This is a genomic window from Bremerella sp. TYQ1, assembly GCF_020150455.1.
Lineage (GTDB): Bacteria > Planctomycetota > Planctomycetia > Pirellulales > Pirellulaceae > Bremerella > Bremerella volcania_A.
Genome location: NZ_CP083740.1, coordinates 3,252,162 through 3,276,070, shown reverse-complemented (window position 1 = coordinate 3,276,070; position 23,909 = coordinate 3,252,162). Strand labels below are relative to the sequence as shown.

20 protein-coding genes are annotated in these 23,909 nt (G+C 54.3%); 11 read left to right on the top strand and 9 right to left on the bottom strand.

Going from position 1 to position 23,909, the window contains the following annotated elements; genetic code table 11:
- The 3 genes from LA756_RS13095 to LA756_RS13085 form a co-directional block, all read right to left on the bottom strand.
- On the bottom strand, positions 1 to 1,614 hold the full coding sequence (locus LA756_RS13095; protein ID WP_224440324.1) for a sensor histidine kinase: 1,614 nt from the start codon (positions 1,612 to 1,614) through the stop codon (positions 1 to 3).
- A gap of 288 nt (positions 1,615 to 1,902) precedes the next feature.
- Positions 1,903 to 3,264, bottom strand: coding sequence for a DUF1552 domain-containing protein (locus tag LA756_RS13090; protein WP_224440323.1), 1,362 nt, complete (start codon positions 3,262 to 3,264; stop codon positions 1,903 to 1,905).
- A gap of 36 nt (positions 3,265 to 3,300) precedes the next feature.
- Positions 3,301 to 5,259: a DUF1592 domain-containing protein gene (locus tag LA756_RS13085; RefSeq protein ID WP_224440322.1), complete on the bottom strand. Its 1,959-nt coding sequence runs from the start codon at positions 5,257 to 5,259 to the stop codon at positions 3,301 to 3,303.
- Between the two features lie 349 nt (positions 5,260 to 5,608).
- Here LA756_RS13085 and LA756_RS13080 point away from each other — a divergent pair, with 349 nt between their 5' ends.
- The 4 genes from LA756_RS13080 to LA756_RS13065 are packed head-to-tail and all read left to right on the top strand — an operon-like array spanning position 5,609 to position 8,758.
- Positions 5,609 to 6,355 (top strand): ABC transporter ATP-binding protein, encoded by a 747-nt coding sequence (locus tag LA756_RS13080; protein ID WP_224440321.1) that lies wholly within the window; start codon positions 5,609 to 5,611, stop codon positions 6,353 to 6,355.
- Positions 6,352 to 7,131, top strand: coding sequence for an ABC transporter permease (locus tag LA756_RS13075; RefSeq protein ID WP_224440320.1), 780 nt, complete (start codon positions 6,352 to 6,354; stop codon positions 7,129 to 7,131). The genes LA756_RS13080 and LA756_RS13075 overlap by 4 nt, the downstream gene beginning before the upstream one ends.
- 2 nt (positions 7,132 to 7,133) lie before the next feature.
- The gene (locus tag LA756_RS13070; RefSeq protein WP_224440319.1) at positions 7,134 to 8,117 is read left to right on the top strand and encodes an ABC transporter substrate-binding protein; all 984 of its coding nucleotides are present in this window, start codon (positions 7,134 to 7,136) and stop codon (positions 8,115 to 8,117) included.
- Entirely contained in the window at positions 8,114 to 8,758 is a 645-nt protein-coding gene (locus tag LA756_RS13065; protein ID WP_224440318.1) for a histidine phosphatase family protein, read from the top strand. The genes LA756_RS13070 and LA756_RS13065 overlap by 4 nt, the downstream gene beginning before the upstream one ends.
- On the opposite strand, the gene lpxK is transcribed toward LA756_RS13065, so the two are convergent.
- The 3 genes from lpxK to LA756_RS13050 form a co-directional block, all read right to left on the bottom strand.
- A complete protein-coding gene (gene lpxK, locus LA756_RS13060) occupies positions 8,752 to 9,834 on the bottom strand; it encodes a tetraacyldisaccharide 4'-kinase (protein WP_224440317.1) in 1,083 nt (360 codons plus the stop codon). The two genes, LA756_RS13065 and lpxK, sit on opposite strands and share 7 nt — an antisense overlap.
- 93 nt (positions 9,835 to 9,927) lie before the next feature.
- Positions 9,928 to 11,028 carry an isocitrate/isopropylmalate dehydrogenase family protein gene (locus tag LA756_RS13055; protein WP_224440316.1) on the bottom strand — a complete coding sequence of 367 codons (1,101 nt, stop codon included), beginning with the start codon at positions 11,026 to 11,028 and terminating at the stop codon, positions 9,928 to 9,930.
- Positions 11,029 to 11,263: 235 nt separating this feature from the next.
- On the bottom strand, positions 11,264 to 12,535 hold the full coding sequence (locus LA756_RS13050) for a PQQ-binding-like beta-propeller repeat protein (protein ID WP_224440315.1): 1,272 nt from the start codon (positions 12,533 to 12,535) through the stop codon (positions 11,264 to 11,266).
- Between the two features lie 209 nt (positions 12,536 to 12,744).
- On the opposite strand from LA756_RS13050, the gene LA756_RS13045 reads away from it, so the two are divergent.
- From LA756_RS13045 to LA756_RS13025, 5 genes are all read left to right on the top strand, one after another.
- Complete coding sequence (locus LA756_RS13045; RefSeq protein ID WP_224440314.1) at positions 12,745 to 13,032, top strand: DUF4236 domain-containing protein; 288 nt, start codon at positions 12,745 to 12,747, stop codon at positions 13,030 to 13,032.
- Between the two features lie 11 nt (positions 13,033 to 13,043).
- Positions 13,044 to 13,337, top strand: coding sequence for a hypothetical protein (locus tag LA756_RS13040; RefSeq protein WP_224440313.1), 294 nt, complete (start codon positions 13,044 to 13,046; stop codon positions 13,335 to 13,337).
- A 117-nt stretch (positions 13,338 to 13,454) separates the two neighbouring features.
- A complete protein-coding gene (locus LA756_RS13035) occupies positions 13,455 to 14,519 on the top strand; it encodes a hypothetical protein (protein WP_224440312.1) in 1,065 nt (354 codons plus the stop codon).
- Between the two features lie 185 nt (positions 14,520 to 14,704).
- Entirely contained in the window at positions 14,705 to 16,408 is a 1,704-nt protein-coding gene (locus LA756_RS13030) for a hypothetical protein (RefSeq protein ID WP_224440311.1), read from the top strand.
- Between the two features lie 202 nt (positions 16,409 to 16,610).
- On the top strand, positions 16,611 to 18,023 hold the full coding sequence (locus LA756_RS13025; RefSeq protein WP_224440310.1) for a carbohydrate porin: 1,413 nt from the start codon (positions 16,611 to 16,613) through the stop codon (positions 18,021 to 18,023).
- Positions 18,024 to 18,048: 25 nt separating this feature from the next.
- On the opposite strand, the gene LA756_RS13020 is transcribed toward LA756_RS13025, so the two are convergent.
- From LA756_RS13020 to LA756_RS13010, 3 genes are all read right to left on the bottom strand, one after another.
- Entirely contained in the window at positions 18,049 to 18,621 is a 573-nt protein-coding gene (locus LA756_RS13020; RefSeq protein WP_224440309.1) for a hypothetical protein, read from the bottom strand.
- A gap of 139 nt (positions 18,622 to 18,760) precedes the next feature.
- Entirely contained in the window at positions 18,761 to 21,337 is a 2,577-nt protein-coding gene (locus LA756_RS13015) for an ATP-dependent Clp protease ATP-binding subunit (RefSeq protein WP_224440308.1), read from the bottom strand.
- Positions 21,338 to 21,408: 71 nt separating this feature from the next.
- A complete protein-coding gene (locus LA756_RS13010) occupies positions 21,409 to 22,032 on the bottom strand; it encodes a M48 family metallopeptidase (RefSeq protein ID WP_224440307.1) in 624 nt (207 codons plus the stop codon).
- Positions 22,033 to 22,289: 257 nt separating this feature from the next.
- On the opposite strand from LA756_RS13010, the gene LA756_RS13005 reads away from it, so the two are divergent.
- On the top strand, positions 22,290 to 23,372 hold the full coding sequence (locus LA756_RS13005) for a thiamine phosphate synthase (RefSeq protein ID WP_224440306.1): 1,083 nt from the start codon (positions 22,290 to 22,292) through the stop codon (positions 23,370 to 23,372).
- Between the two features lie 17 nt (positions 23,373 to 23,389).
- The gene (locus tag LA756_RS13000; RefSeq protein ID WP_224440305.1) at positions 23,390 to 23,827 is read left to right on the top strand and encodes a GNAT family N-acetyltransferase; all 438 of its coding nucleotides are present in this window, start codon (positions 23,390 to 23,392) and stop codon (positions 23,825 to 23,827) included.
- The last annotated feature ends 82 nt before the right edge of the window (positions 23,828 to 23,909 follow it).

Below are 23,909 nucleotides of genomic sequence, written 5' to 3'. Positions count from 1 at the left end.
TCAGGCTGCTTGGTGTCTTCGCTCATTTCGCTTACTTGCTTCCCTGCATGGCAGCGTAAAACTAAACTCACTTCCGAGGCCTGGCCCTTCGCTCCTCGCATCGATCTGACCGCCATGGTCGCTCACAATGCGATACGAAATGGAGAGCCCCAGTCCTGTCCCTTGGCCATCCCGGCGTCGGGTAAAAAATGGTTCAAACAAGTGACGACGGACTTCTTCGGTCATACCGCAGCCGTCGTCTTTGACGGTCACGAAGACCTGGCCTCGTTCTTCGCCCACCTTTACCAAAACGTGCCCGCCGGGGTCGATACTGTCCAGCGCGTTGGTAATCAGGTTGAGCACCACTTGCTTGATTTCCGGTCCGTTGACCGGAGCGAGGGCGACTTGATCGTCCTCGAAGATCAGGTTCTTTTCTCGATACTTGCCCAAGTGGCGTACCATGTCGATGACGCCTTGAACCAGATCTCGCACGTCGGTTTCCGTTTTCTCGACATCTCCTAGACGCGAGAAGTCGAGCAAACGTTCGGTGATCTCTTTGCAGCGAAACGCTTCTTCTTCAATCATCCCGAGGTACGTCTGTAGTACCGTTACGTCACTGTCCCGGAATTGGGTCGTTTCGTTTTCAGGATCGGTCTCGCCTTCGTTGATTCGCGAGCGGAGCGACTCGGCACAAAACGCGATCGAAGCGAGCGGATTGTTGATTTCATGAGCGACACCGGCCGCGAGGAACCCGACACTGGCCAGCTGTTCGCTGCGAACGACTTGACGGGTACGGTCCTGGACTTGCTCGTTGAGATTTGATTCGATGGCCTGGAAACGATGCGTCATCGCGTTCATGGCGTCGGCCAGGATCGCCAGTTCGGCGTGTCCTTCCAACTGGATACGATGGTCGAAGTCGCCGTTGGCTACGCGGCGCGAACCATCCATCAAAATCTTCAATGGACTGAACAGCCATCGCCAGCTGGCATACGCGGCGAATGCAATCGCACAAACGGTCATCGCAATAACGACTAACGAGGCGGTAATCCAGTTGCGGTATTGGTCGCGGACTTCGTCTTTGAGCTGCTGCATGTCTTCAATCAGGAACGACGGCAGCTTTTTAGCGAGGACATGCAAGCGGTCGATCTCGCCACTTAGTTCGTCGCTTTTGATTTCGTTATGAAACCAATCGGCGTCTTGGTATAGCTGATCCAGTTTTTGAATCGAACCATGGATTTCACCGATGGTGTCGCGTTCGTCCGAATCGTCGCCGATATCGCTATCGCCAGCGCCGCTTCGGTTGAGCTGGTCTTCGTACCGCCGGAGGGCTTCTTGAACCGACAGAAACTTCCCACGGAATTCTTCATGCAGCAGGGGTGGAACCGCGCTGGAATCGAAGAATGTCGTCAGCCGTTTGGCTTGCTTGGCCTGATTGAGCGTATGGCGAAGTTCGGTAACCGCGAGAGAAAAGTCGATCGCGAGCGGGAGTTCGACGGAGCGAGCACTAATGTCGCGGGCGACTTGACGATACGACAGACCGCCGGTGAACGTGACCGCGAACAGCGCGAGCACCAAGATCAGCAGCAGGCCGCTGCCTAAGAGCAATTTGTGCTTGAGTGGACGTCGGTTGAGCACCGCGACCTCCTTGTCGCAGAAGCATCAGAGACCGGCAATCAATCGGGGCCGGTCGATCCATTACGCATCCCAAAGGCTTTTGGTGCGCGAGGAAGAGTCTATCAGTTGAATTGCAATTTTTACAAGGTCGATGTGACCGGATTCTTGGCAAGCGACAAGATTCCTGCTTTCAACGGAACTGATTCCGCAGGATTGCTAGCAGCGCCGGGCGCATAAAAAATCCCGCTCTGTAGTCCTCTTCCAAAAGGGAGGAGGACTGGGCGGGATATGTTGGCATGCGGCAGGGCGTTAGATGATATCTAGCTTGCCGGTCGAGTCGCCGAAGTCGGCATCCTGGATACCCATGCGGTTCATCATCGTGACGAACATATTGGCCATCGGGGTGCGTTCTTTTGCATCGAGCTGCAAGTGGCGATTGGTCTGCAGCGTACCGCCACCCTTACCAGCCAAAATGATCGGTAGGTTGTCGTGGCGATGGCGATTGCCGTCGGAAAGACCGCTACCGTAGACGATCATCGAGTTATCGAGGACCGATGCTCCGGAAGGGTCTTTCATCGATTTAAGCTTGTCGATGAAGTAGGCGAACTGCTGAATGTAGAAGTGGTCGATCTTGGCGATCTTAGCCAGCTTCTCTTCGTTGTTCTGGTGATGCGAAAGGCTGTGATGTCCTTCCGGCACGCCGATGTCGCGGAAGTTGCGATTGCTTCCGTCATGGGCGAGCATAAACGATGCGACGCGGGTCGAATCGGTCTGGAACGACAATGCGAGCAGATCGAACATCAAGCGGATGTGGTCGGCATATTCCTTAGGAATGCCAGCCGGAGCTTCCATTTCGATTTCAGGCAGGTCCCGGAACTTCTCCGCGTTTTCGATACGTTGTTCGATCTCACGAACGCCGGTCAGGTATTCGTCAAGCTTCTGAACGTCGTTGCGACCGAGCTGCTTCGACATTTGCTTGGTTTCGCCCATCACAAAGTCGAGCACCGAGCGACGTTCGGACATGCGGCGATCGAAGTTCTGTTGACGTTCGTCGGCACCGCCACGACCAAAGAGACGTTCGAAGACGAGTCGTGGGTTCGACTCGGCTGCCATCGGCGTGTTTTGGCTACGCCACGACAAGTTGAACTGATAAGCGCACGAGTAACCAGAATCGCACGAGCCTGACTTACGAGCCCCATCACAGGAAAGCTCCAGCGATGGCAAACGGGTTTCGTAGCCGACGTACTTGGCCATTTCCTGATCGATAGAAATACCGAGCTCGATATCCGCTCCGGCCGTCTTCTTCGGACGTGCTCCGGTCAGATAAGTGGCATGTGCACGGGCATGGTCGCCAGCTCCGTCGCCGTTGGCAAAACCATGTTCGTGGGCCAAACCGCTGACGATCTGGAAGTCGCTACGATGCTTTTCCAGAGGCTTCATCGTGGCGTTTAGTTTGTAGTCTTGGCCGGTCCCTTCTGGGAACCATTTGTTCACGTTCACGCCATTAGGGACGTACAGGAACGCCGAGCGAAGTGGATCGCCAGCAGCGGTCATTGCCGTCTTAGGTGCAGCCGCATGGGCCGTTCCTGGCATCAGGCTTTCCATGGCTGGCAAAGCCACGGCCATACCGAGTCCTTTGAGGAAATGGCGGCGGGTGGGTTGCATTTTCATGGCATCAATTCCTTTGTTGCGCGAAAGCAGGCAGGATCAGTGGGTCGACGACAGGAGATCGCCATCGCCACGTCGCTTTTGGAAAGGGGCGCTATCCACGAGGGTATGAATCATGCGACGTAGCTTGCCGTCGTTGGCAAGCATGTCGTCAACAATCGTGTCGACTGTTGGTGTGTCGTAATACTCCAAACCCCGCCCAAGGGCGAAGGTGAGCATCTTTTCGGTCAAACAGCGATAAAAATCGACTTTGCGTTCGTTGGCGAGTACATGGGAGAGTTCGCGAACGTTCGTGAACTCTTCACCGGTGATCAATTTGCCGGCCGTTTCAATCTTTTGGCCGTCGTCTTCCTCGCGGAACTGACCGATGTAGGTGAACTTTTCCAAGGCCAAACCAAGTGGATCCATTCGTGCGTGGCACGATTTGCACAATGCCTCGCTACGGTGCAGTTCCATTTGTTCTCGCATCGTCAGCTTCTTGCCTCGCTGGCGGACTTCTTCCAGGGCCGGAACATCGGGCGGAGCCGGAGGTGGTGGGCTTCCCAGAATGTTATCCAGGATGAACAGTCCACGTTTGACCGGGGAGGATCGTGTTGGGTTTGATGTCACGACAAGGAATGTCCCTTGCGTGAGGATCCCACCTCGGTTGCTGTCCTTAGGCAAGTCGACTTTCTTCAGCTGGCGATCTTCCAGGCCTTTGATTTCTTCCAAGCCATAGAACTTCGCCAGCGGCTTGTTCAAAAAGGCGTAGTCGGCCGTCAGTAATTCGCCAACCGAGCGGTTTTCTTTCAGGATGTACTCGAAGAGCATTTCGGTCTCTTCCCGCATCGCACGGCGAACCGTCTTGCTGAAGACGCGGAACGAATCGCCGAGATCTCGAATTCCCAGGGCCCGACGAGCGTCGATGCTGATCGATTCCACATCCTGAGCTTGCAGCCATTGGCCGATGAAACGCTGAATGAATCGATCCGATTTCGGGTCGTCCAGCATACGATCGACTTGAGCGTGGAGGTTCTCTCGGAGCTTGCCTTCGCTGGCGAGCTTCATCAATTCGTCATCCGGTACCGAGCACCAGAGGAAATAGGAAAGTCGAGAGGCCAATGCGTATTCATCGACCGGCACGATCTTGCCGGGGTTGTTCGGTTCTGGCTGAATTTCGGCACGGAACAGGAACTGCGGCGAGATAAGCATCGCTGCAAATGACTGGGCAATGCCATGCTCGAAGGTGCGATCCTTCTGCGAACTGATGTGCTGCTGGATTTGTACCAGGCGATCGAGCGTTTCGTCCGAAATCGGTCGACGGAATGCTTTGGTGCCGAAGTGCTTTAGAATCTTGCGAGCATACGCTTCACGCTCTTTCGCATCTTCCGGCGGCGGACCGTCGAAAAAGACTCGCTTGTATTTCGAGTCGTGCTTGCCATCTGTCGGAACGACTTCCTTGACGATCTCTTGCGCGGCGTCAAAGTACTTTTCAGTCATTAGCGGCGAGATCGAAAGGACATCGCCGATCGTATCGAAGCCGTAGCCGGTATCGTCGGGAGGGAAATTCTCGTCGACTTTGTATCGATAGCCGAAAAGATCTTCAATCGTGTAGCGATATTCATCGCGGTTCAAGCGACGGATGGTGACACGTCCGGGATCAGGGTTGGCAGGATCGAGGCGAAACACTTTCGATTCGATCCAGCGGCCGACCAGGTCACGCTCTTCCTGCGACGGTTGATCTTCGTCAGCGGGAGGCATGGTTTGAGCACGCATGTTACGCCAAACGGCCAGCCAAGATTCCTGGGCGGCGACGCGATCTTTCTGGGAAAGCTCTTCCAGGTTATCGAGTGTCACGCCTCCTTCTTCTGCACCGTAGCCATGACAGCCATAACAGTAGTTCTCGAGGACGGGTTGGACCTTCGAGAAATCTGGCACTGACTGCTTCGGTTCGGCAGCACTGCTATCAATGGCAGTGGTCAGCAGAGAGAGGATCGCGATTACTATGATTCGTGGCATCGGCATTACTAGGCGGGGACGGAGTGAACCTACATCGATATCCGAATTATTCGTGAAGAACACAACTTTCGGACAGGGAGGCAGGAAACTTCGCGGGTAACACATTGCATGCGGTCGGTCAGTGGAGGGGGTTGTGACCGCGCAACAAGGAAGGCTTCAATTAGTTATCGTAGGGAGGGATGCCCTCGAAGTAAAGATTTATTCCACCCAATCAGCAATTCCCCCAAAGGGTGGTAGGATTGCTCAGGCAGGGAATGATAGGGAAAAAGCCTCGTTTTTGGCTGTGTCAGGGTTTTCGCCGAGAAATATCAGCGAAAACGTCACTTCGAATGTGAAAAAATGAGTGCCTGTGTCTGCCATCGAAATCCATGAACTCGAGAAACAATTCGGCTCGGACTCGCCGGTTTTAGCGGTCGATCGATTGTCGATCGCTCCGGGAGAGTTCGTATCGCTGGTGGGCCCTTCAGGGTGTGGTAAGTCGACACTTTTGCGACTGATTGCCGGATTGGAAACACCGAGCAGTGGGATGCTACAGCTCGACGAATCAACCTCTGCGGAGCGAGCGTTTGTTTTCCAGGACGCGAACCTCATTCCCTGGCGAACTGCCCGAGAAAACGTTCGTCTTCCGTTGGAACTGCGAGGGAGCGTTTCGCGTGAAGATCACGCGGCAATCGATGCTGCGATTCGCATGGTCGGACTGCAAGACGCAGACGGCAAAAAGTACCCGCGAATGCTTAGCGGTGGGATGCGGATGCGTGTCTCGCTGGCGAGGGCACTCGTCACCGAGCCTGGCATTCTTCTATTGGACGAACCATTCGCCGCCTTAGACGACATGCTACGGAATCAACTGAACGAGCAGATCCTCGAAATCTGGAAGCGACAACAATGGACCGGGCTTTTCGTTACCCACAATGTCGCCGAGGCGGTCTTTCTGAGCCAACGCATTTTGGTAATGCAGGCTCACCCAGGACGGATCGTGGCCGATATGCAAGTTCCCTTTGCGTACCCGCGCGAAAGCAGTCTCCGGAACGACCCTGAGTTCGCCACGTTTTGTGGAGAGGTGGTCAGCACGTTAGCAGGAGTGGCCGTGCGATGAGAGAAGCACCCTTTTCGTGGCGGACGATCGTTTTGCCGATGTTGGTGTTGGTTATTGCGTTGTTGCTGTGGCAGGCGATCGTGATGTTTAGCGGACTGGAACCGTACATCTTGCCGGGCCCCGGCGTCGTCGCGAAGACGATGTGGCTTAAGAAGTGGGACCTGCTGGGCTATTCGTTACGTACCGGAATGGTGGCCGTCGCTGGGTTCGTTATCTCGGTCGTACTGGGCGTCGTCGTTTCGCTTTTCTTTTCGCAGTCCTCCATCTTGCGGCAAAGTGGCTATCCGTTCGCGATCTTCTTTCAGACGGTACCCATCGTGGCTATCGCGCCACTGGTGATTGCGATCTTCGGATATGGCGAATTGAGTGTGATCGTGGTGACGACGATGATCAGCTTGTTCCCGATTATCACGAGCACGACGACAGGGTTGATCACGATAGATCAAGGTTTGCTCGATCTGTTTCGGCTGAACAAAGCCACACGTTGGCAGATATTGTGGAAGCTGCAGTTTCCCGGCGCGATTCGCTACTTATTGACCGGAATGAAAACGAGTGCGGGGCTGGCAGTCGTTGGGGCGATTGTCGGAGAGTTCTTCGCAGGGCATACCGGCGGTCATCAAGGGCTCGGTTCGTTCATTTTTATCTCCAAGAGTCAAATGAACACGTCGGCACTGTTCGCGGGGACGATATGCAGTACGCTGGTAGGCGTGGTCGTTTTCGCTTCGATTTCAATTCTGGGACGCATGTTCCTGCGTCGCTGGGTTTGGGAAGGTTAGCCGTGCACCAATTGCGTTCAAGCTGGGCTATTTTGATCGTCGTTAGCATCTTCTTGGGGTGCAACGTCAAGGACGATACGTACCATACTGGACCGATCGACAACGATCCCACCGCACGGACCGACGTGAAGCTGGCACTCAACTGGTTTCCCGAAGCGGAGCATGGCGGATTTTACGCCGCGCAGCTAAACGGTTATTTCGCGGAAGAAGGCTTGAATGTCGAGATCTTGCCGGGCGGTCCAGGGTCGCCAGTCATTCAACAGGTCGCCCGCGGCTCGGTTGAGTTCGGTGTTGCGACGGCCGATCAGGTTCCTTTGGGACGTGCTCAAGGAGCAAATGTTGTTGCGACGTTCGCAGCGATCGATCAAAGTCCTCGCTGTTTCCTGGTGCATGAAGAGTCGGGCATTAAGTCACTGGAAGAGCTGAAGGGCGTGACGCTGGCGATGAATAGCGGCCGGGCCTTTTCGGAATATCTCGTCAAGCATGTCCCGCTGACCGATGTGCGTGTGGTGCCGTACGACGGAAGTGTCGCGGCATTTTTGCGAGACAAGAACTTCGCGCAACAAGCCTACGAATTCAGTGAGCCGTTTCTGGCAAAAGAGCAGGGGGCAAACGTGCGTGTGCTGCCGATCCGAGAGATTGGTTACAACCCTTACGCCAGCATTTTGATTACTTCGGACAAGCTGAACAAAGAGAATCCTGAGCTAGTCGAAAAGATGATGCGTGCTTGTCGCAAAGGGTGGCAAGACTATCTGAAAAACCCCCAGCAGGCCAACAAACATCTTGAGTCGCTTAACCCAGAGCTTTCGCCGGGCGTATTGGAATTTGGCGTCAAGGCAATCGTTCCGCTAACCAACGTCGAAGAAGAATCATTCGGACAGATGACTGCGGAGCGATGGAAGACGTTGGTTGAACAGCTGGTTGAAATCGGTTTGCTTGAGAAAGACGCCGTCCAGTCGGAAGCATGTTTTCAAGAGGCATCATGAGCGTTACGATCCCAGACGATACGTGCTGGATGTTTCTGGTTCGGCATGGGGCAACCGATTTTAATCTTAAACAGCCCACCGTCCTGCAAGGCAGCGGCATCAATGGACCGTTAGCGGCGATTGGCCGTGAACAGGCGACGCTGACCGGGGAATTTCTACGCCGATATTCATTCGATGCGGTCTATGCGAGCCCGATGGTTCGGGCGATGGAAACGGCCCAGATTATTCAGCCAGGTCGTGAGATCACTCCGGTACCTGAGATCGTCGAAGCGGACGTTGGGCGATGGTTGGGACGCGATTGGGAAGACATCAAAGCGGCTGAACCAGAAGCGTATCGGCTGCACCTGGAAGATCCTTCGGTCCACCCTTATCCCGAAGGAGAATCAGCTACTGATGTCGCCCACCGAACGGTCCCTGCGCTAATGAACCTGTTAGAGCAAAATCTCGGCAACCGTATCTTGGTGGTGGCCCATAACATCGTGATTCGCGTGATGGTAGCGCATTTGTATGCAATTCCGCTGAAGCAAATGCGGACGATTCGTCAGGATAACTGCGCGGTCAATGTGATTCGCTTGCAAGGAGACAAGCGGGAGCTCGTTACCGCGAACTCGACGTTTCACCTTGACACGTTGAATCAATAATCTGCGTAGGGATCGTCCGGGATTTGCTGGACGATTTGCGAGAGGCGTTCTTCCAGCTGCGGCAGGCCGTCAACGATATTCGCCTCGATTGTCACTGCCCAAAGCGGTTTGTCGAGGAAGCGATCGAGTCCGATCTTCACGAGGTCTTTGTGGGTGCAGACCACCGCGTCGACATCGTCGTGCTGCGTGGTCCAATGTTCCAGCAGGTTGATATCTTCGCGTTGGTAATCGTGATGGTCGTCGAACGGCTTTAACTCGGCAACTTCCATACCCGCTTCGACAAGCGTATGTTCAAATCCGCTCGGATTGCCAATGCCGCAAAAAGCGAGCACTTTCTTGCCGCGCAAGCTTTCCAGAGACTCTGTCTGCCCGCTGAAATTCAAGAGACGACTCGGCTGGTGATGCATTTCGACCAGCACCGCGTTGTGGTCAAGCTGAGTGATCCGCTTCCAGATGGCTTGCCGCTCTTCGCTGCTTACCATGTCACCGCGTGTCAGAACAATGACGTCGGCCCGATTAAGGCTTTGGACCGGCTCGCGTAACGTTCCACGAGGAAAGAGATAACCAAAACCAAAGGGTTCGGTAGCGTCGATCAGAACGATGTCGAGATCGCGGGCAATGCGGCGGTGTTGGAAGGCATCGTCTAGCAAAAGAACTTGAGCGGCAAGTTCTTCCGTGGCAACTTGCGCTGCAGCGACGCGATCTGGATTCTGCAGATGAGGAACGTCCGGTAACAGTTGCTCGAGTTCTTTCGCTTCGTCGTTCTGAGCTCCCTGTTCGGCACCATAGCCGCGGCTGATGAGTGTCACGCGAATATTTCGCTCGCGAAACCATCGTGCCAGCCAAGCTACCATGGGCGTTTTACCGGTACCGCCAAGTGTGAGGTTGCCGACGCTAATGACAGGAACATCCACGGACTCGCCGGGGCGAACGTTTGTGTCGTATTGTCGATTGCGAACACCAACACCAATGCCATAGAACAGCGACGTTCCCCACATCAGCCCACGCAAAAGCGTCGAGCCGATTCCTTTGCGGCGGCCACTGACAATCTCTTTGAAGTCGCGAGCGGTGAGCATCGTGGTGTTGGTTCGTTAGGGTGCATGAACAACGAAAGGGACGAAACCTCGCGGCTTGTCCCTTTCGATCGATTCGATTTAACCGCAGAAGGTTTAACCCTTCAGCTTGGCACAAATGGCGTCGGCCATTTCCTGGGTGCCGACGGCGGATGGATCGTCACGGTTTGGCTTCAGGTCGTACGTGACGTCCTTACCTTCCTTGATGACGTCGGCAACCGCTTGTTCCAGACGCTTCGCCGCATCTGTTTCGCCCATGTGCTGAAGCATCAGCATGCCGGACAGAATCAGAGCGGTTGGGTTAACTTTGTTTTGGCCCTTGTACTTCGGAGCGGAACCATGGGTTGCTTCGAAGACGGCGCCTTCAGGGCCGATGTTGGCACCTGGGGCGACGCCGAGACCGCCGACGATGCCGGCACCGAGGTCGCTGACGATGTCGCCGTACAAGTTAGGCAGAACGATCACGTCGTACAGTTCTGGCTTCTGTACCAACTGCATGCACATGTTGTCGACGATACGTTCTTCGAATTCGATGCCAGGGTAATCCTTGGCGACTTGTTCGGCGGTGGCCAGGTACAAGCCGTCGGAGTACTTCATGATGTTCGCTTTATGAACGGCAGTGACCTTCTTACGGCCGTTCTTTTGAGCGTAATCGAAAGCACAGCGAACGATGCGTTCGGTACCGCTGATGCTGATCGGCTTGATCGAAACGCCCGTTTCTTCTGCACCGGTTTTGATCTTGCGATCCGAAGGCAGGCCATTGATGAATTCGATCAACTGGGAAGTTTCTGGCTTGCCCTTCTCGAATTCGACACCGGCGTAAAGGTCTTCGGTGTTTTCGCGAACGATGACAATGTCGACGCCCAGCTTGCTGAAGTAGCTGCGAACACCGGGATACCACTTGCAAGGACGAATGCAGGCAAACAGGCCCAGTTCCTGACGGAGGTAGACATTGATGCTGCGGAAACCGGTCCCCACAGGCGTGGTGATCGGGGCCTTCAGGGCACACTTGGTGCGGCGGACGCTTTCGATGGTCGAGTCCGGAATAGGCGTTCCGGTACGTTCCATAACGTCGACGCCGGCTTCCTGGACGTCCCAGTTGATTTCGACGCCGGTGGCATCAACACACTTACGGGCAGCTTCGGCCAATTCGGGACCGGTGCCGTCGCCGGTGATCAGAGTGACTTCGTAGGCCATGAGGTTTTCCTGGCAGCTGGGGGATAATCGTGGTTCTGATAAGCTAACTAAGGCGAATTGATTGCCTTTGGTTAAGAAGCCCAAAATAGCAGACCAACCGCCGGTGGTAAACCTAGCGTACTGCCAGAGTTCAATTGGCCGTTTGGACTGCATCGGGGCCATCTTCGTGGGCATGCCGCGTTTCTAAGCCACATGCTCACGAAGCTGAAGGCATGGCACCCTCCACTTGTCGCCGCTACTGACCGATACAGTAAAGCGTTTTGTTGGTCCTCAGGTACATCTTGCCGTCGACGATGGCGGGGCTGCCGTTGGCGATCGAATCGTCCGTTTCAAACTCGTTGACGGTGATCAGTTCGTATTCAGGCTTTGCTGCGAGGACGTACGTGCCGTTTTCTCGGGTCACGTAATACAGCTTGCCACCGGCGACCACGGGGGAGGCGTAGATCAGTTTCGGACGCGGTTCCATCCGTTCCTGATAAACGACTTCGCCAGTCTTTGCGTCAGCACAATAAGCGATCCCTTTGCTTTCGCTGACCCAGTAGAGATGGCCATCGTGATAGGTGGGGGAAGAAACGTTGGAACCTTTGTCGAGTTCCCAAACAAGGTTCGTATCGGTTACGTCGCCGGTGCCGCCGGTTTTGATGGCGATGGTTGTGTTCTTGCGAGCACCCATGGCGACGACCATATCTCCCACGGGAATCACGCTAGGGCAGATATAGTCGTCGATCCCCTTCGAGTGCCAAATCTCTTTGCCGGTTGCTGGATCAAGGGCACGTACGGCACCTTCTTCGCTGTAGATCAGCTCGTCACGCCCGTTGGCAGTAATCAAGATTGGAGTGTTCCAGGAACGGTTGACTCCTTCGTGCTTCCAAACTTCTTCGCCTGATTTCTTGTCCAAACCGACAATCGCATTGCCTTCGACGCCTGCATTCAGAATGACAAGATCTTTGTAGAGGACCGGCGAGTTAGCGGTACCGAATGCATGCGTTTGATCGCCAAGGCTTACCGTCCAGCGATGGGTTCCGTCGAGATCATACGCGGCGGCTCCCGTGGTGCCGTAGTAAACGTAGACGCCGGTATCGTCAACGTTGGGCGTGCTGGAAGCATAGCCGTGCAGCGCGACGAAACCGCTGAAGTCCTTGGTATGTTCAGCATCAGCGGGGATCTCTTTATTCCAGAGGATCTTGCCGCTGGACTGATCGATGCACAGGAGGTGACGCTTGAGGTTGGTCTTTTCGCCAGGATCTTCTTCGTTCATGCCGTATCCGGTCCAGCAAGTCACGTAGATCCGATTGTTGAACACGACCGGGCTCGAGGCGCCTGGGCCAGGCATGTCGGTCTTCCAAACGATGTTTTGGGTGTCGCTCCACTGCGTGGGAACCGACTCTTCCGCAGCAATACCGGCTTGTGTTGGACCACGGAAGCGTGGCCAGTTCTCGGCTTGTAGAGGAAAAGCGATCGCCAGGATAGCGAACACAGAAAGCAGCAGCGAAAGATTGCGTTGCATCGACCTATTCCTTGAAGGGCAGGAGAGCGGCGTGGATTGTCCCAATTTGGTTACCGCGATTATAGCGCTTCCCCGAGGGAGTCAAAACCTGGAAGGGATAAGATTGTCCCTTAACGTCACTCGAAAATGATTGTCGGCGGCGGGCGGAAGGGCTATGCTGACAGCCCATATCGCGGTGATTCGCGTCGCTTCCGCCAGGAGAACTCGCCATGGGTTTTTCATTTCGCAAGTCGTATACCTTCGGTCCGCTCCGCATCAACTTAAGTAAGACAGGCGTCGGGTTCTCGTTTGGAGTCAAAGGACTGAGGGCAGGGTACAGTGCCAATGGGCGGAAGTATGTCTCGGCAAGTGTTCCAGGGACGGGGGCTCGGTACTATAAATCGACCAAGTCCCTATCGGGCTTATGGAACGAGTGGTTTGGCGGCGATGAAGACGAGACAGAAGCCCCGCAGAAGAAGCCCAGCAAGCCGCTGAAGAAGAAAGAATCGTTCTGGTAAAGGCAACCACAATGAAAGCTAAGTTCATTCGCATCTTTCGCACGTCAAGTTCCGAACGCTTTTTGCTGCATGATCTGACCGGCGAAGAGATGGGCATGCTCGACCTCCATTTTCTGGCCGACGGTACTGTGGCAGGCAATTTGTTTCTCGTCGCATCGAAAGTGACCGATGAAACAGGCATCCGGGTATTGCTGGAACAGATTGACGAACAATTGGTCCCCGCCGCGAGCATGGAAGACGCGAATCTCTCGTTTACCGTCACCCAAGGCGAACTGGTTGGAACGTTTTCAAGTGAAGAAGATTAGAAGCGAGGGCTTCTCGTGAGGCTAAATCTTCTTGCATCCCTTTAAGTAAACCGTTCAACTAGACGGTGCGCGGATTTTGGATCTGTCTGCCCTATCGCAAGTTACGAGGAGATGCTCATGCGACATTCGTCGTTGGTTGCTGCCGCCGGTGTTGTTCTGACACTGTGTGCCAGCGTGGTTTATGCTGTCGATTTGCCAGGCTTTTCGGCCGGTGAAGTGGAGTTGAAGTCGGCCGGACCGCTGTCGTTCGCGCCAGACAATGTCCTGATTGTAGGCGATCCAAAAGCGGCCACCGTCTATGCCATTCAGTTGGATAAGTCGGCCGCTAAATCATCGACAGATTTGCAGATGCCAATTCCCGACGGAGTAAGCGTCGCCGACTTGGCCGTCAGCCCCGATACCGGAGTTATCTATCTTTCGGTCACCGAAAACGGCAAGCCAGGAATTGTTCGTGTGGATGGCGAAAAGCTTGTGCCAGTGCCGCTCGACAAAGTCAAAAGAGCAGTCGCTCAGCTGGCGAACGCTCCGGAAGATAAAGTCGTTGGGGAAGGGCGTCGCCGCGGAAATCGTCGTGACGAGTCGATTACGGATGTCGCTTATGTTGACAACCAAGTGATCGTTACCGGTCGTACGGCCGGAGATGCTTCGGCTGCTGTGCATTCGATTGCCTATCCATTCCAGGAAGAAGGCCGCGCGATGCCGATCGAAATCTACCATGCTGCCCACGGCCGCTATGAAGATGATGCCGTCGCTCGGGTATTCGTGCCGTTCACGATCGGTGGCGAACCTCATTTGCTCGCTGGCTTTACTTGCACACCGCTGGTGAAGTTTCCTTTGTCAGCAGTTAACAAGTCGCAAGAGAAAGCTTATCGCGGCACGACGGTCGCCGAGCTTGGCAATCGTAATCGTCCGCTCGACATGGTTGTTTACGAAAAGAGTGGCAACCAATATCTGCTGATGGCCAACAGTGCTCGCGGCGTGATGAAGGTCAGCACCGATGACATTGAACGCGAAGAAGGTTTGACCGAGCCAGTTAAAGGTGGTGGAACCGCTGGGCAAGACTACGAAGCCGTCGAATGGGAAGGGGTTGTTCAGCTGGACAAGTTGAATGACAACCAGGCCGTGATCATTACCCAGGCCGAAGGTCAGCCTGCCGTATTAAAGACGGTAGATCTGCCGTAGGTCGGCAGTTTTGAAAAAAGTAATTAAACGCTTCAGCGAGGCTCGCGTCTGAAAAGATGCGAGCCTCTTAGCTTTGGGGTAGGCGTTCTAAGATGTTTCACCTTTCCGCGGAAACTTGAGGCCGGTATTCTGAGGGAATTGATCCGCGTCAAAACTATATGGCCGTCAACGGAAGATCGCTCGACATGATGTCTCTTGCGCAGCCTCGCCTCCTTCTTTTCACCGTAATCGTTTTGTCTTTCTTTGCCGGGGAAGGCTTTTCGCAAGAAGCAGCGAACAACAACGCTGAGCTATCGGGAAAGAAACTACTGAAGCAGGTTCGCGACCAGTTGGCATCGCTTCCGCTCAAGACCGGACAGCGACCAGATTTTGCCGATCAATCGAATCGGCAGTGCATTGTTTTTCTCAGCTTGGCTCGACCTACCCAGGGGGCGATTGTTGGCTTGGGAGTCGGTGCAAAAGTCGACGAAGCGGTAACCGATGCGGCAGCCCACTTGCGTTCTCAAGCAACCATGGAAGATCTGAGCTCTGGAAAGTTAAAGCTCGACGTGGCGACATTTCAAAGCGATTTGCCCACCGCAGAAGTTCTCGGGCCACTTCGCATTGTGACGGGGCCATTTGGAATGTGGTTCGCCCAGGACAATGTGATTTACTTGCCAGAAAAAGGCGATCCGCGAAGGCTTTCGGTCGGCGTTGGAACGCGTCCGTACGCCTATACCAGCTGGATTGAGACAGAGAAGGACAAAGTTGTACCGCTACGGTTCGGCAATTTGGAAAAGTACAGCGTCACACCACAGTCCCTTTTGCATGCAGCCATTGCTGGGGGAGATTACCTGGTGCGTCATATGCGACTCGATGGAAGATTCGATTACAGCTATGACCCACTGACGAATGAAGTCAGCGCGGACTACAACTTGCTGCGTCACGCCGGCACATGCTATGCGTTGTTGGAATTGCAGCAGGCCGTCAACGAAGGTTCTTCTGGCGAGAAACGAGATCAAAAGTATCTAGAAACTGCGCGACGTGGAATGACTTATCTTTTCGAGAATCACTGTCAGCCGGCACCCAAGCCGGAAGAAGGAGACTTTCAGGCAATCGTCTCGCCGGACAAAGATGCCAAGCTCGGCGGCGCTGCGCTGGCAATGTTGGCCACACTGAAGTACCAAGAAGTTTCCGGGGATGAACGTTGGCTTCCATTAACGAAACAATTGGGAAGGTTCCTGATTTTCCAGCAGGAAGAGAGTGGGCGTTTTGAATCGCGGTACTTCTACGGCGAGCCTGACCCGGTGTTGTTTGATTCGATTTACTATCCCGGAGAAGCGATCCTTGCATTGGCTCGGTTAGCGAAAGTCGATCCTGCAGGGCCTTGGCTGGAAACGGCTAAGCGTGGTGCCGATTGGCTGATCGATGTACGCGATGTTGGAAAGAAAGCCGAAGAGCTACCAGCCGATCATTGGTTGCTGATGGGGATCAACGAATTAAGCACGCTGACGGATGATCCTCGTTACGTGCAGCATGCCCAAAAAATTACCCAATCGATCTGCCATCACCAGCGCCTCGACGATCCACAGCCGGAATGGATCGGAACGTTTTATACCCCGCCTCGATCAACTCCAACGGCAACCAGATCGGAAGCACTCGTGGCAATGATAAACCTCGCGAGGACACGGGAGTTGGAAAGTGCCGAATATCTGCGCCGGTTGAAGTTGGCGATCGAGTTTCAACTGCGGTGCCAGATCATTCCGGAGAACGCCATCTATTTGCCCCGGCCTGATCAAGCCATGGGGGGCTTTCGAGCAAGCTTGGAGGATTGGGAAGTCCGAATCGATTATGTCCAGCACAATATCTCTTCCCTTTTAGGGCTCCGCGAATTACTCGAAAGCGAGTAGCCGCGGCCGATACACCGTGTTGTTGCTAGCAATCGGTGTCCGTCGTGTCGGCTGTATCGATTACCGCAATGGGGTGGTGCGCGGAAGAGGGAATCTTAGCTCGATGCGTTCAGAGCCGTCGTCTTAGGCGTCGATACGACTACAGGTTTTCTTAGGACCCTCGGTCACGGATGTCCGTACTCTCGGATGCATTGGAGGCATCATGCGCGGAACTTTCAGCAAGTTCTTGTTGGCGACGTCGTTCACATTTGTCGCGGCTACGATGGCCGATGCGCAGAAGCAAGCCACTTTTCCCGAGTCTGTTTTTTCCGGGGAAGACGCGTATAACTCCGCCGTTCAGCCGACGTCTTACTACGATACCTACGACGGTTCCTGCGGCGTCGCATGTGGTGATTTAGTGCCAAGCTGCGGCGGAGGCTGTCTTAACGCTTCGCATGACTCTCTTTGGACGCGTGGCCAATTGACCGGCGATTGGTATGGGCACCGGAGTTGTCTGGCCGATTGCGGTATTACTGTTCAAGGGGCACTGACGCAGTTCTATCAAGGACCGGCCAGTGGCGGAAATGAACAAGTGTTTCGTTACGGCGATAAGCTTGATCTTTACGTCAACGTTGACACGGGAAAACTTGGTCTCTGGGAAGGAGGCCAGCTCACGATGCATGCCGTGGACTGGCAGCTCGGGCAGAACGCGATTCTCGATGCAACAGGGCTTTCCCCGGTGAATTTGGCGATGCTAACGCCGAAAGCAAACGACCCTACATTTGCAATGACGAGTCTGCAATATACGCAGGCCATCAGTGGCGGATTTGCCCTCACCGCAGGTCGAATCAATATGCTCGATCTATGGGCGACTTTCTATCCGGAATATGGTTTGGGCGTGGATGGCTTCATGAACATGTCGATGATGATGCCGATGAGCGTCGTTCCGAGCTTGCCCTTGGTGACCAACGGAGCTGGGATTATCAAAGCGGGAGAGCGTGGCGTGGAGGGCGCGTTGCTCGTCTTCGAGAGTCAACAAACTCCGACCACGGTAGGCCTCGATTTTGAAAACGGCGTGACGATTGTTGGTGCCGCTCGTAAGTACACTGATTTCTGGGGATTGCCTGGTTCACATACGCTGGTCGGCGTTTATGCAACCGGCGAATATACTTCGTACGATACTTCGGGCTGGATTGTCGTGCCTGGCGGTGGTGTTCGTCCTGACGCGAAGCAAGGAACTTGGGTCGCCGGGTACCTTGGTCAACAACAACTTTGGGCAGATGCCTGCAATCCCAAGCGGCACACCAGTTTGTTTGGCTACATTGGCTTTTCAGACCCTGACAACAGCCCGTTTCAGTTCACCACGAGCATCTCGATCGAGAAGTTCGGTCCGTTTGCCTCCCGTCCAAACGACCGAGCCGGGATCGGTTACTTTTACAACGGTTTGAACTCGGACTTCCAGAACACGTTCAGTCTGCTTGCTCCGATCGACGATCTGCATGGCGGCGAAGTTTATTACAACGCCGAAATCGTTCCATGGTTCCACCTGACAACCGACTTGCAAGTAATCCAGCCTGGGATCGTCGCCAACGATACGGCCGTCGTCCTGGGGCTTCGTGGAAAGATGGAGTTCTAGAAGTTATCAGCTTTGCAATGCAGGTTTACGCTGCGTCATTGCTAGGGTTTGAGGGGGTGGCGCGGTAAAGTCGATACCATCGAACGATCAATGGAACGTATAAGCAGGCCCCTAAGATGTGAGCAGGAATTCCAACTGCGTACGAGATAACAAAAAAGTTAACTCGCAAGTAGTAAAACGCGAATACCCACGTCAGCCACAAGACCATGCCAGGAGCAGCCAGAAAGGCGGCCGGTTTTAGGCTGCGATAGAGGGCATCGTTCCATGCATTCCTGTCCACTTTCGTGGCAAGTATTTCCCGGATTAACTGTGCCAGGAATTCTAGAATCGGTAGCAGTAGGAACCAGCATGCCACAACGAGAAGAGTCGTTGCGACCGCGACCATTGTGATCTCTCTGGAGTCATAGGTCGGTCCTGTACCGACGATGATGAAGAAGTCTGCGATCGTGTGGTAGAAGGCGAAAATGTTAAACAAGCTTGCCGTCGTTAGCAGTACTGTAGCAACACGTAGTGATTTCAGTGCGTCTTGTCGTTCCGGCGGTTTGGAAGTTATGGATGCATTGTTAACTTGCGGTGATTGATAAGGGTTGATCGACATATCGCAGTGGTTGTTTTTAGTTTGACGAAATTGTCTTCGTGCCTCGATCTAGCAGAGATATATGTTACATGACAAAAAAAGGCCCGCATCGGTTGGATGCGGGCCTTTTATTTTTCTCGAAGCGGAATCGGGACGAGGCTTAGCCTTCGTCGCTTGATTCGCCACCTTCGCCGCCGCTGCCGGCTCCGACTGCTTCTTCGGCTTCTGGCTCTTGAAGCGAGCCCTTGAAGTCCAAGCGAGTCAGTTTACCTTCGTCGTTGGCGATGGCATCGACCGTGATGGTGTCCATGCCTTGGAACTCGCCCTTGAGCAGTTCTTCGGACAGTGGATCTTCGATCGAGTTTTCAATCGCACGACGCAGTGGACGAGCACCAAAGTCTTGGGCTTTGTCCGACTGGTGGCTGCGGCGGATGATCAATTCTTTCGCGGCGTCGGTCAAAACAAGGTTGTAACCACGTTCCTGCAGACGTTCGCGGACTTTGGCCAGCTCCAAGTCGATGACTTGCTTCAAGTCTTCCTTCGTCAGGTGATGGAAGATGATGACCTGGTCCAAGCGGTTGATAAATTCAGGTCGGAAGACCTTGCCGATTTCTTCTTCCACGCGAACCTTCATGCTTTCGTATTCCGCACCTTCGTCAGGAGCTTGGAAACCGAAGGCTGATTCGTTCTTGATCGCGCCGGCACCAGCATTGGTGGTCATGATCAAGATTACGTTTCGGAAGTCGACGTTTCGACCGAAGCTATCGGTCAGGCGGCCTTCTTCCATTACTTGGAGAAGCATGTTGAAGACGTCCGGGTGAGCCTTCTCGATTTCGTCGAGCAGCACGACCGCGTAAGGACGACGGCGAATCTTCTCGGTCAGCTGACCACCTTCTTCGTAGCCGACATAGCCTGGAGGGGCACCGATCAGACGACTGACGTTGTGCTTCTCCATGTATTCGGACATGTCGATTTGAATCAGGGCGTCGGCGTCACCGAACATGAATTCGGCCAAAGCCTTGGCAAGCAATGTCTTACCAACCCCTGTCGGACCGGCGAAGACAAACGTACCTGTTGGACGCTTCGGATCTTTCAAACCGCTACGGCTACGACGGACAGCTTTGGAGATCGCTTTGATGGCGTCGTCCTGGCTGATGACCTTCTTGTGCAGAACGTCTTCCATCTGCATGAGCCGCATGCTGTCTTCGGTCGACATACGAGTCAGCGGAATGCCGGTCATCTTGCTGACGACTTCGGCGATCACTTCTTCGTCGACAACGCCATCTTTTTGGCGGCTCTTGGCCTGCCATTCTTTGACGATGTCTTCCTTCTTCTTTTTCAGCTTGTCAGCCTGATCGCGCAGGGAAGCCGCCTTTTCGAAGTCTTGATCGGCGACTGCTTGTTCCTTCTTGCGGTTCAGCGTTTCGACTTCTTCGTCGATCTCTTTGAGATCTGGCGGACGAGTCATGACGCGAAGACGCACGCGGGCACCCGCTTCGTCGATCACGTCGATGGCCTTGTCTGGCAGGCAACGTCCGGTGATGTAACGGTCCGAATACTCGGCGGCCGCCACAACGGCGTCGTCAGTGATCTGAACGTTATGGTGTTCTTCGTAGCGATCTCGCAGTCCCTTGAGGATCTCGACGGTTTCGTCCTTCGAGGCCGGATCGACCTGAATTTCCTGGAAACGTCGAGCGAGAGCGCTGTCCTTTTCGATGTACTTGCGGTACTCGTCGAGTGTGGTCGCACCGATACACTGGATTTCGCCACGAGCCAAAGCAGGCTTCAGAACGTTGGCGGCATCGATGGCACCTTCAGCACCACCAGCACCCACGAGGGTGTGGAGCTCGTCGATGAAGAGGATCGTATTCTTAGCGCGACGAACTTCGTTCATCACTGCTTTGATACGTTCTTCAAACTGACCGCGGTACTTGGTACCAGCAACCATCATGGCCAAGTCGAGCACCACGATTCGCTTTTCTGCCAGCAACTCCGGCACGTCACCGTCGATTACGCGTTGAGCGAATCCTTCGACGATGGCCGTCTTACCGACACCAGCTTCCCCCAGCAGCACTGGGTTGTTCTTGGTACGGCGGCACAGAACCTGAATGGCTCGTTCGATTTCGCGTTGGCGACCGATCACAGGATCAAGCTTGCCTTGCTTGGCGAGCTCGGTCAGATCGCGACCGAAGCTATCCAAAGCAGGCGTCTTGCTTTTGCTGCCTTTGCCGGGGTTTCCGCCCGACTCGGCAACACTGCCTGGTTCGCCGCGGCCTTCGCGACTGCTGTCGCCTTCCATGCCGTGGCCAAGCAGATTGAGGACTTCTTCGCGAACATCTTCCAGCTTCAGACCCAAGTTCATCAGAACTTGAGCGGCGACGCCTTCTTGTTCTCGCAGAAGACCCAGCAAGATATGCTCGGTGCCTACGTAGTTATGGTTGAGATTGCGAGCCTCTTCCATCGAGTATTCGATGACTTTCTTGGCTCGGGGCGTTTGCGGAAGCTTGCCCATGGTCACCATGTCGGGACCGGATTGGACCAGCTTTTCGACTTCGAGTCGAATTTTCCGCAGGTCGACTTCCAACGTTTTCAACACGTTGGCTGCCACGCCGCTACCTTCTTTGATCAAGCCCAGAAGGATGTGCTCGGTACCGATATATTCGTGGTTGAACCGCTGGGCCTCTTGATTGGCCAGCTGCATCACCTTCCGAGCACGATCTGTAAATCGTTCGTACATGGTCATCCGTCCTCATTTCGAGTTGGCGACTGCATCAACTACTGTCGTTCCAACCCTATGTTGTCTCACAATTACGCGGCTTCCGGTAGGCTGGGTTCGCCTCTCTCCGCGTTTTGTTCACCCAAGTTGTTTGTCGAAGACTTGGATGCTTCGACGTGGGCGTCCGTTTCCCCCTCTTCTCGATCGGTCAGAAGCTGCTTTTCGCGGTGGATTTCAAACCACCAACGTCGGCTAGCATCGAGTCGCTCTAATTTTTCGAGCGTCTCTCGCGCTTCGTCAAATTGCTTCGTATGCCGCTTGAGCGTTGCTAATAGTAGGAGCGCTTCCGCGTCATCCGGCTCGCGCCGTAGAAGCCGTAGTAATACTGCCTCGGCTTGGTACCATTGACCTTTTAAATAGGCAGTCTGGGCGATTTGGTAGAGCTGGTCGATCGAGGCATCTATGGCATCCCAATTGCCAGTAGCAATTCGGAACCCCATCCATCCTGCATTCAATAGCCAGAAGCCAAGGACTAAATACCAGAGTCCACTACGGACCCAGACGTTTCCTAGCTCTGGCCAGACTCCTTTGGAAACCAACGCCGCATTCAATAGCAGCGTGAATCCTAGAGCCCAAACCAGTCCAGTCCAGCGCCCGCGTACCCAAAGCTCACTGAGCCCCGGCCACAGGCAGGTAATCCATGGCGTTGATAGCATCCTTACTATTCCATAATGTGCGGTAAGCAGCTGTGAGATCACGCACTCATCCGCTAGGAAACGCCGGGGAATTGTAACTTCCGAAACCAGGGGGAGCAAGGTAAGTCGGCAGAGTGCATGCAGTTAGATAAACTAGGAGCATCCGGCAATCGTTAATAGCGGGCAATCCGACGGCAGGAACTCTTTCGCGGAGCCTTTTTTTCCGGCGAAAAGTTACCAATCGTTTCAACGTCACATTCGGCAAAACCGGTTTCTTCATGACTGATCCTTACCAACCTACCGATGGCGGCTTACCGCCGTCGATGGACATTTCGCTCTGGCGAACTCTCGATGCCGCAGCGAATCGGGCCAGTGAAGGACTACGCGTCATCGAAGACTTTGTCCGTTATGGCCAGAACGACCGCTTCCTAACGTCTGAGTTAAAATCGCTGCGACACCAGTTGGACAGTACGCTGCAAAAGTTTGATCGAATCGACGCGATTCGTTCGCGAGACACCTTTGGCGATGTGGGAACAACCGTTCAAGGAAGTCTCGAACAGACTCGGTCCAGCTGGTCGGATTTGCTGACGGCCAACTTCAAACGTCTGCAACAAGCTCTACGAAGCTTGGAGGAGCATGCCAAGCTGGTCGATCCTGTTGCAGCCGCCTCGTTCGAGAAAGGACGTTACCTGACTTATTCGCTGGAAAAGATGGTGATGACGACGATCACCGCGAGTCAGCAGTTTGCCGAACCAGCCATCTACGTATTGGCTGACGGCCGGGCAGATGGACAGTTGTTCGACACTTTCGTGGCGAAGTTAGTCGAAGCGGAAGTCGATGTGATTCAACTCCGCGACAAGCAGCTGGACGATCGAACGTTGATCGCTAGAGCAGAACTGCTGCGGAAGAGAACGTCCGGCACGACTACCAAGATGATCCTGAACGATCGAGCCGACATTGCCAAAGTAACTGGCGCCGACGGCGTCCACGTCGGGCAGGAAGAGTTGACCGTTAGCCAAGCCAGAGCTGTGCTGGGGCCAAGCAGGCTGATAGGCGTCTCGACCCACAGCGTCGACCAGGCCCGGCAAGCTGTTCGCGACGGAGCCGACTACATCGGCATAGGCCCGACGTTTCCGAGCGGAACGAAATCGTTCGATGCATTCCCTGGCGTTCAGCTCCTCCAGGAAGTATCGAACGAGATAACCCTACCGGGGTTTGCGATCGGGGGAATCAATCTGAACAACGTCGTTCACGTTGCCGAAGCTGGTATCCGCCGCATCGCCGTTGCCGGATGTGTTACTAATGCAAATGACGTTGGTTTGAGTGTTCAGGAACTGAGGAAAAAGCTCTCGGGAACGTAGCGGAAGAGGCGAGTCTTATGTCTTCTGAATTGATTGTCCAAGTCCCCGTCTTCAGCGATCTCGCCAATCTGGCATTTGCACTTCGTCGCGAGGTATTTGTCACCGAGCAAGGGGTGCCAGAAGAAGATGAGTTGGACTCTTTCGATTTAACGGCGGATCATTACGTTGCCATTCAGCAAGGAAATGTCGTCGCGACGACGCGAGTCATTCACAAGGAAGAAGGGGCGAAGCTGTCGCGGTTCGCAGTTCGCAAGTCGGCACGAGGGCTAGGTATCGGCGGGCGATTGCTGGCGTTTGTCTTGGAAGACTTGAAGGCTCGGGGGCTTACAAGAGTTTTTATGTCGGCCCAGTCGGACAAGATCGGGTTCTACGAAAAATACGGCTTTCACGCGTATGGCGATGAGTATCTCGAATGCGATATCCGCCATCGGATGATGAAAAATTGGTCAGATTGATAAATGCCATAAAAAAACGTCGGAGGATGCTTCGAATGGCATCCACCGACGTGTGTTTTCCGGTCAATTAACCGATTGGCAT

What these genes read in the sequence shown, in the direction of transcription:
- LA756_RS13035 (WP_224440312.1), top strand. Translation starts at nt 13,455, where the DNA reads ATGCGACATTCGTCGTTGGTTGCTGCCGCCGGTGTTGTTCTGACACTG.
- LA756_RS13025 (WP_224440310.1), top strand. Translation starts at nt 16,611, where the DNA reads ATGCGCGGAACTTTCAGCAAGTTCTTGTTGGCGACGTCGTTCACATTT.
- LA756_RS13020 (WP_224440309.1), bottom strand. Translation starts at nt 18,621, where the DNA reads ATGTCGATCAACCCTTATCAATCACCGCAAGTTAACAATGCATCCATA.
- LA756_RS13050 (WP_224440315.1), bottom strand. Translation starts at nt 12,535, where the DNA reads ATGCAACGCAATCTTTCGCTGCTGCTTTCTGTGTTCGCTATCCTGGCG.
- LA756_RS13005 (WP_224440306.1), top strand. Translation starts at nt 22,290, where the DNA reads ATGACTGATCCTTACCAACCTACCGATGGCGGCTTACCGCCGTCGATG.
- LA756_RS13045 (WP_224440314.1), top strand. Translation starts at nt 12,745, where the DNA reads ATGGGTTTTTCATTTCGCAAGTCGTATACCTTCGGTCCGCTCCGCATC.
- LA756_RS13075 (WP_224440320.1), top strand. Translation starts at nt 6,352, where the DNA reads ATGAGAGAAGCACCCTTTTCGTGGCGGACGATCGTTTTGCCGATGTTG.
- LA756_RS13040 (WP_224440313.1), top strand. Translation starts at nt 13,044, where the DNA reads ATGAAAGCTAAGTTCATTCGCATCTTTCGCACGTCAAGTTCCGAACGC.
- LA756_RS13010 (WP_224440307.1), bottom strand. Translation starts at nt 22,032, where the DNA reads ATGCTATCAACGCCATGGATTACCTGCCTGTGGCCGGGGCTCAGTGAG.
- LA756_RS13055 (WP_224440316.1), bottom strand. Translation starts at nt 11,028, where the DNA reads ATGGCCTACGAAGTCACTCTGATCACCGGCGACGGCACCGGTCCCGAA.
- LA756_RS13090 (WP_224440323.1), bottom strand. Translation starts at nt 3,264, where the DNA reads ATGAAAATGCAACCCACCCGCCGCCATTTCCTCAAAGGACTCGGTATG.
- LA756_RS13085 (WP_224440322.1), bottom strand. Translation starts at nt 5,259, where the DNA reads ATGCCACGAATCATAGTAATCGCGATCCTCTCTCTGCTGACCACTGCC.
- LA756_RS13000 (WP_224440305.1), top strand. Translation starts at nt 23,390, where the DNA reads ATGTCTTCTGAATTGATTGTCCAAGTCCCCGTCTTCAGCGATCTCGCC.
- lpxK (WP_224440317.1), bottom strand. Translation starts at nt 9,834, where the DNA reads ATGCTCACCGCTCGCGACTTCAAAGAGATTGTCAGTGGCCGCCGCAAA.
- LA756_RS13015 (WP_224440308.1), bottom strand. Translation starts at nt 21,337, where the DNA reads ATGTACGAACGATTTACAGATCGTGCTCGGAAGGTGATGCAGCTGGCC.
- LA756_RS13065 (WP_224440318.1), top strand. Translation starts at nt 8,114, where the DNA reads ATGAGCGTTACGATCCCAGACGATACGTGCTGGATGTTTCTGGTTCGG.
- LA756_RS13030 (WP_224440311.1), top strand. Translation starts at nt 14,705, where the DNA reads ATGATGTCTCTTGCGCAGCCTCGCCTCCTTCTTTTCACCGTAATCGTT.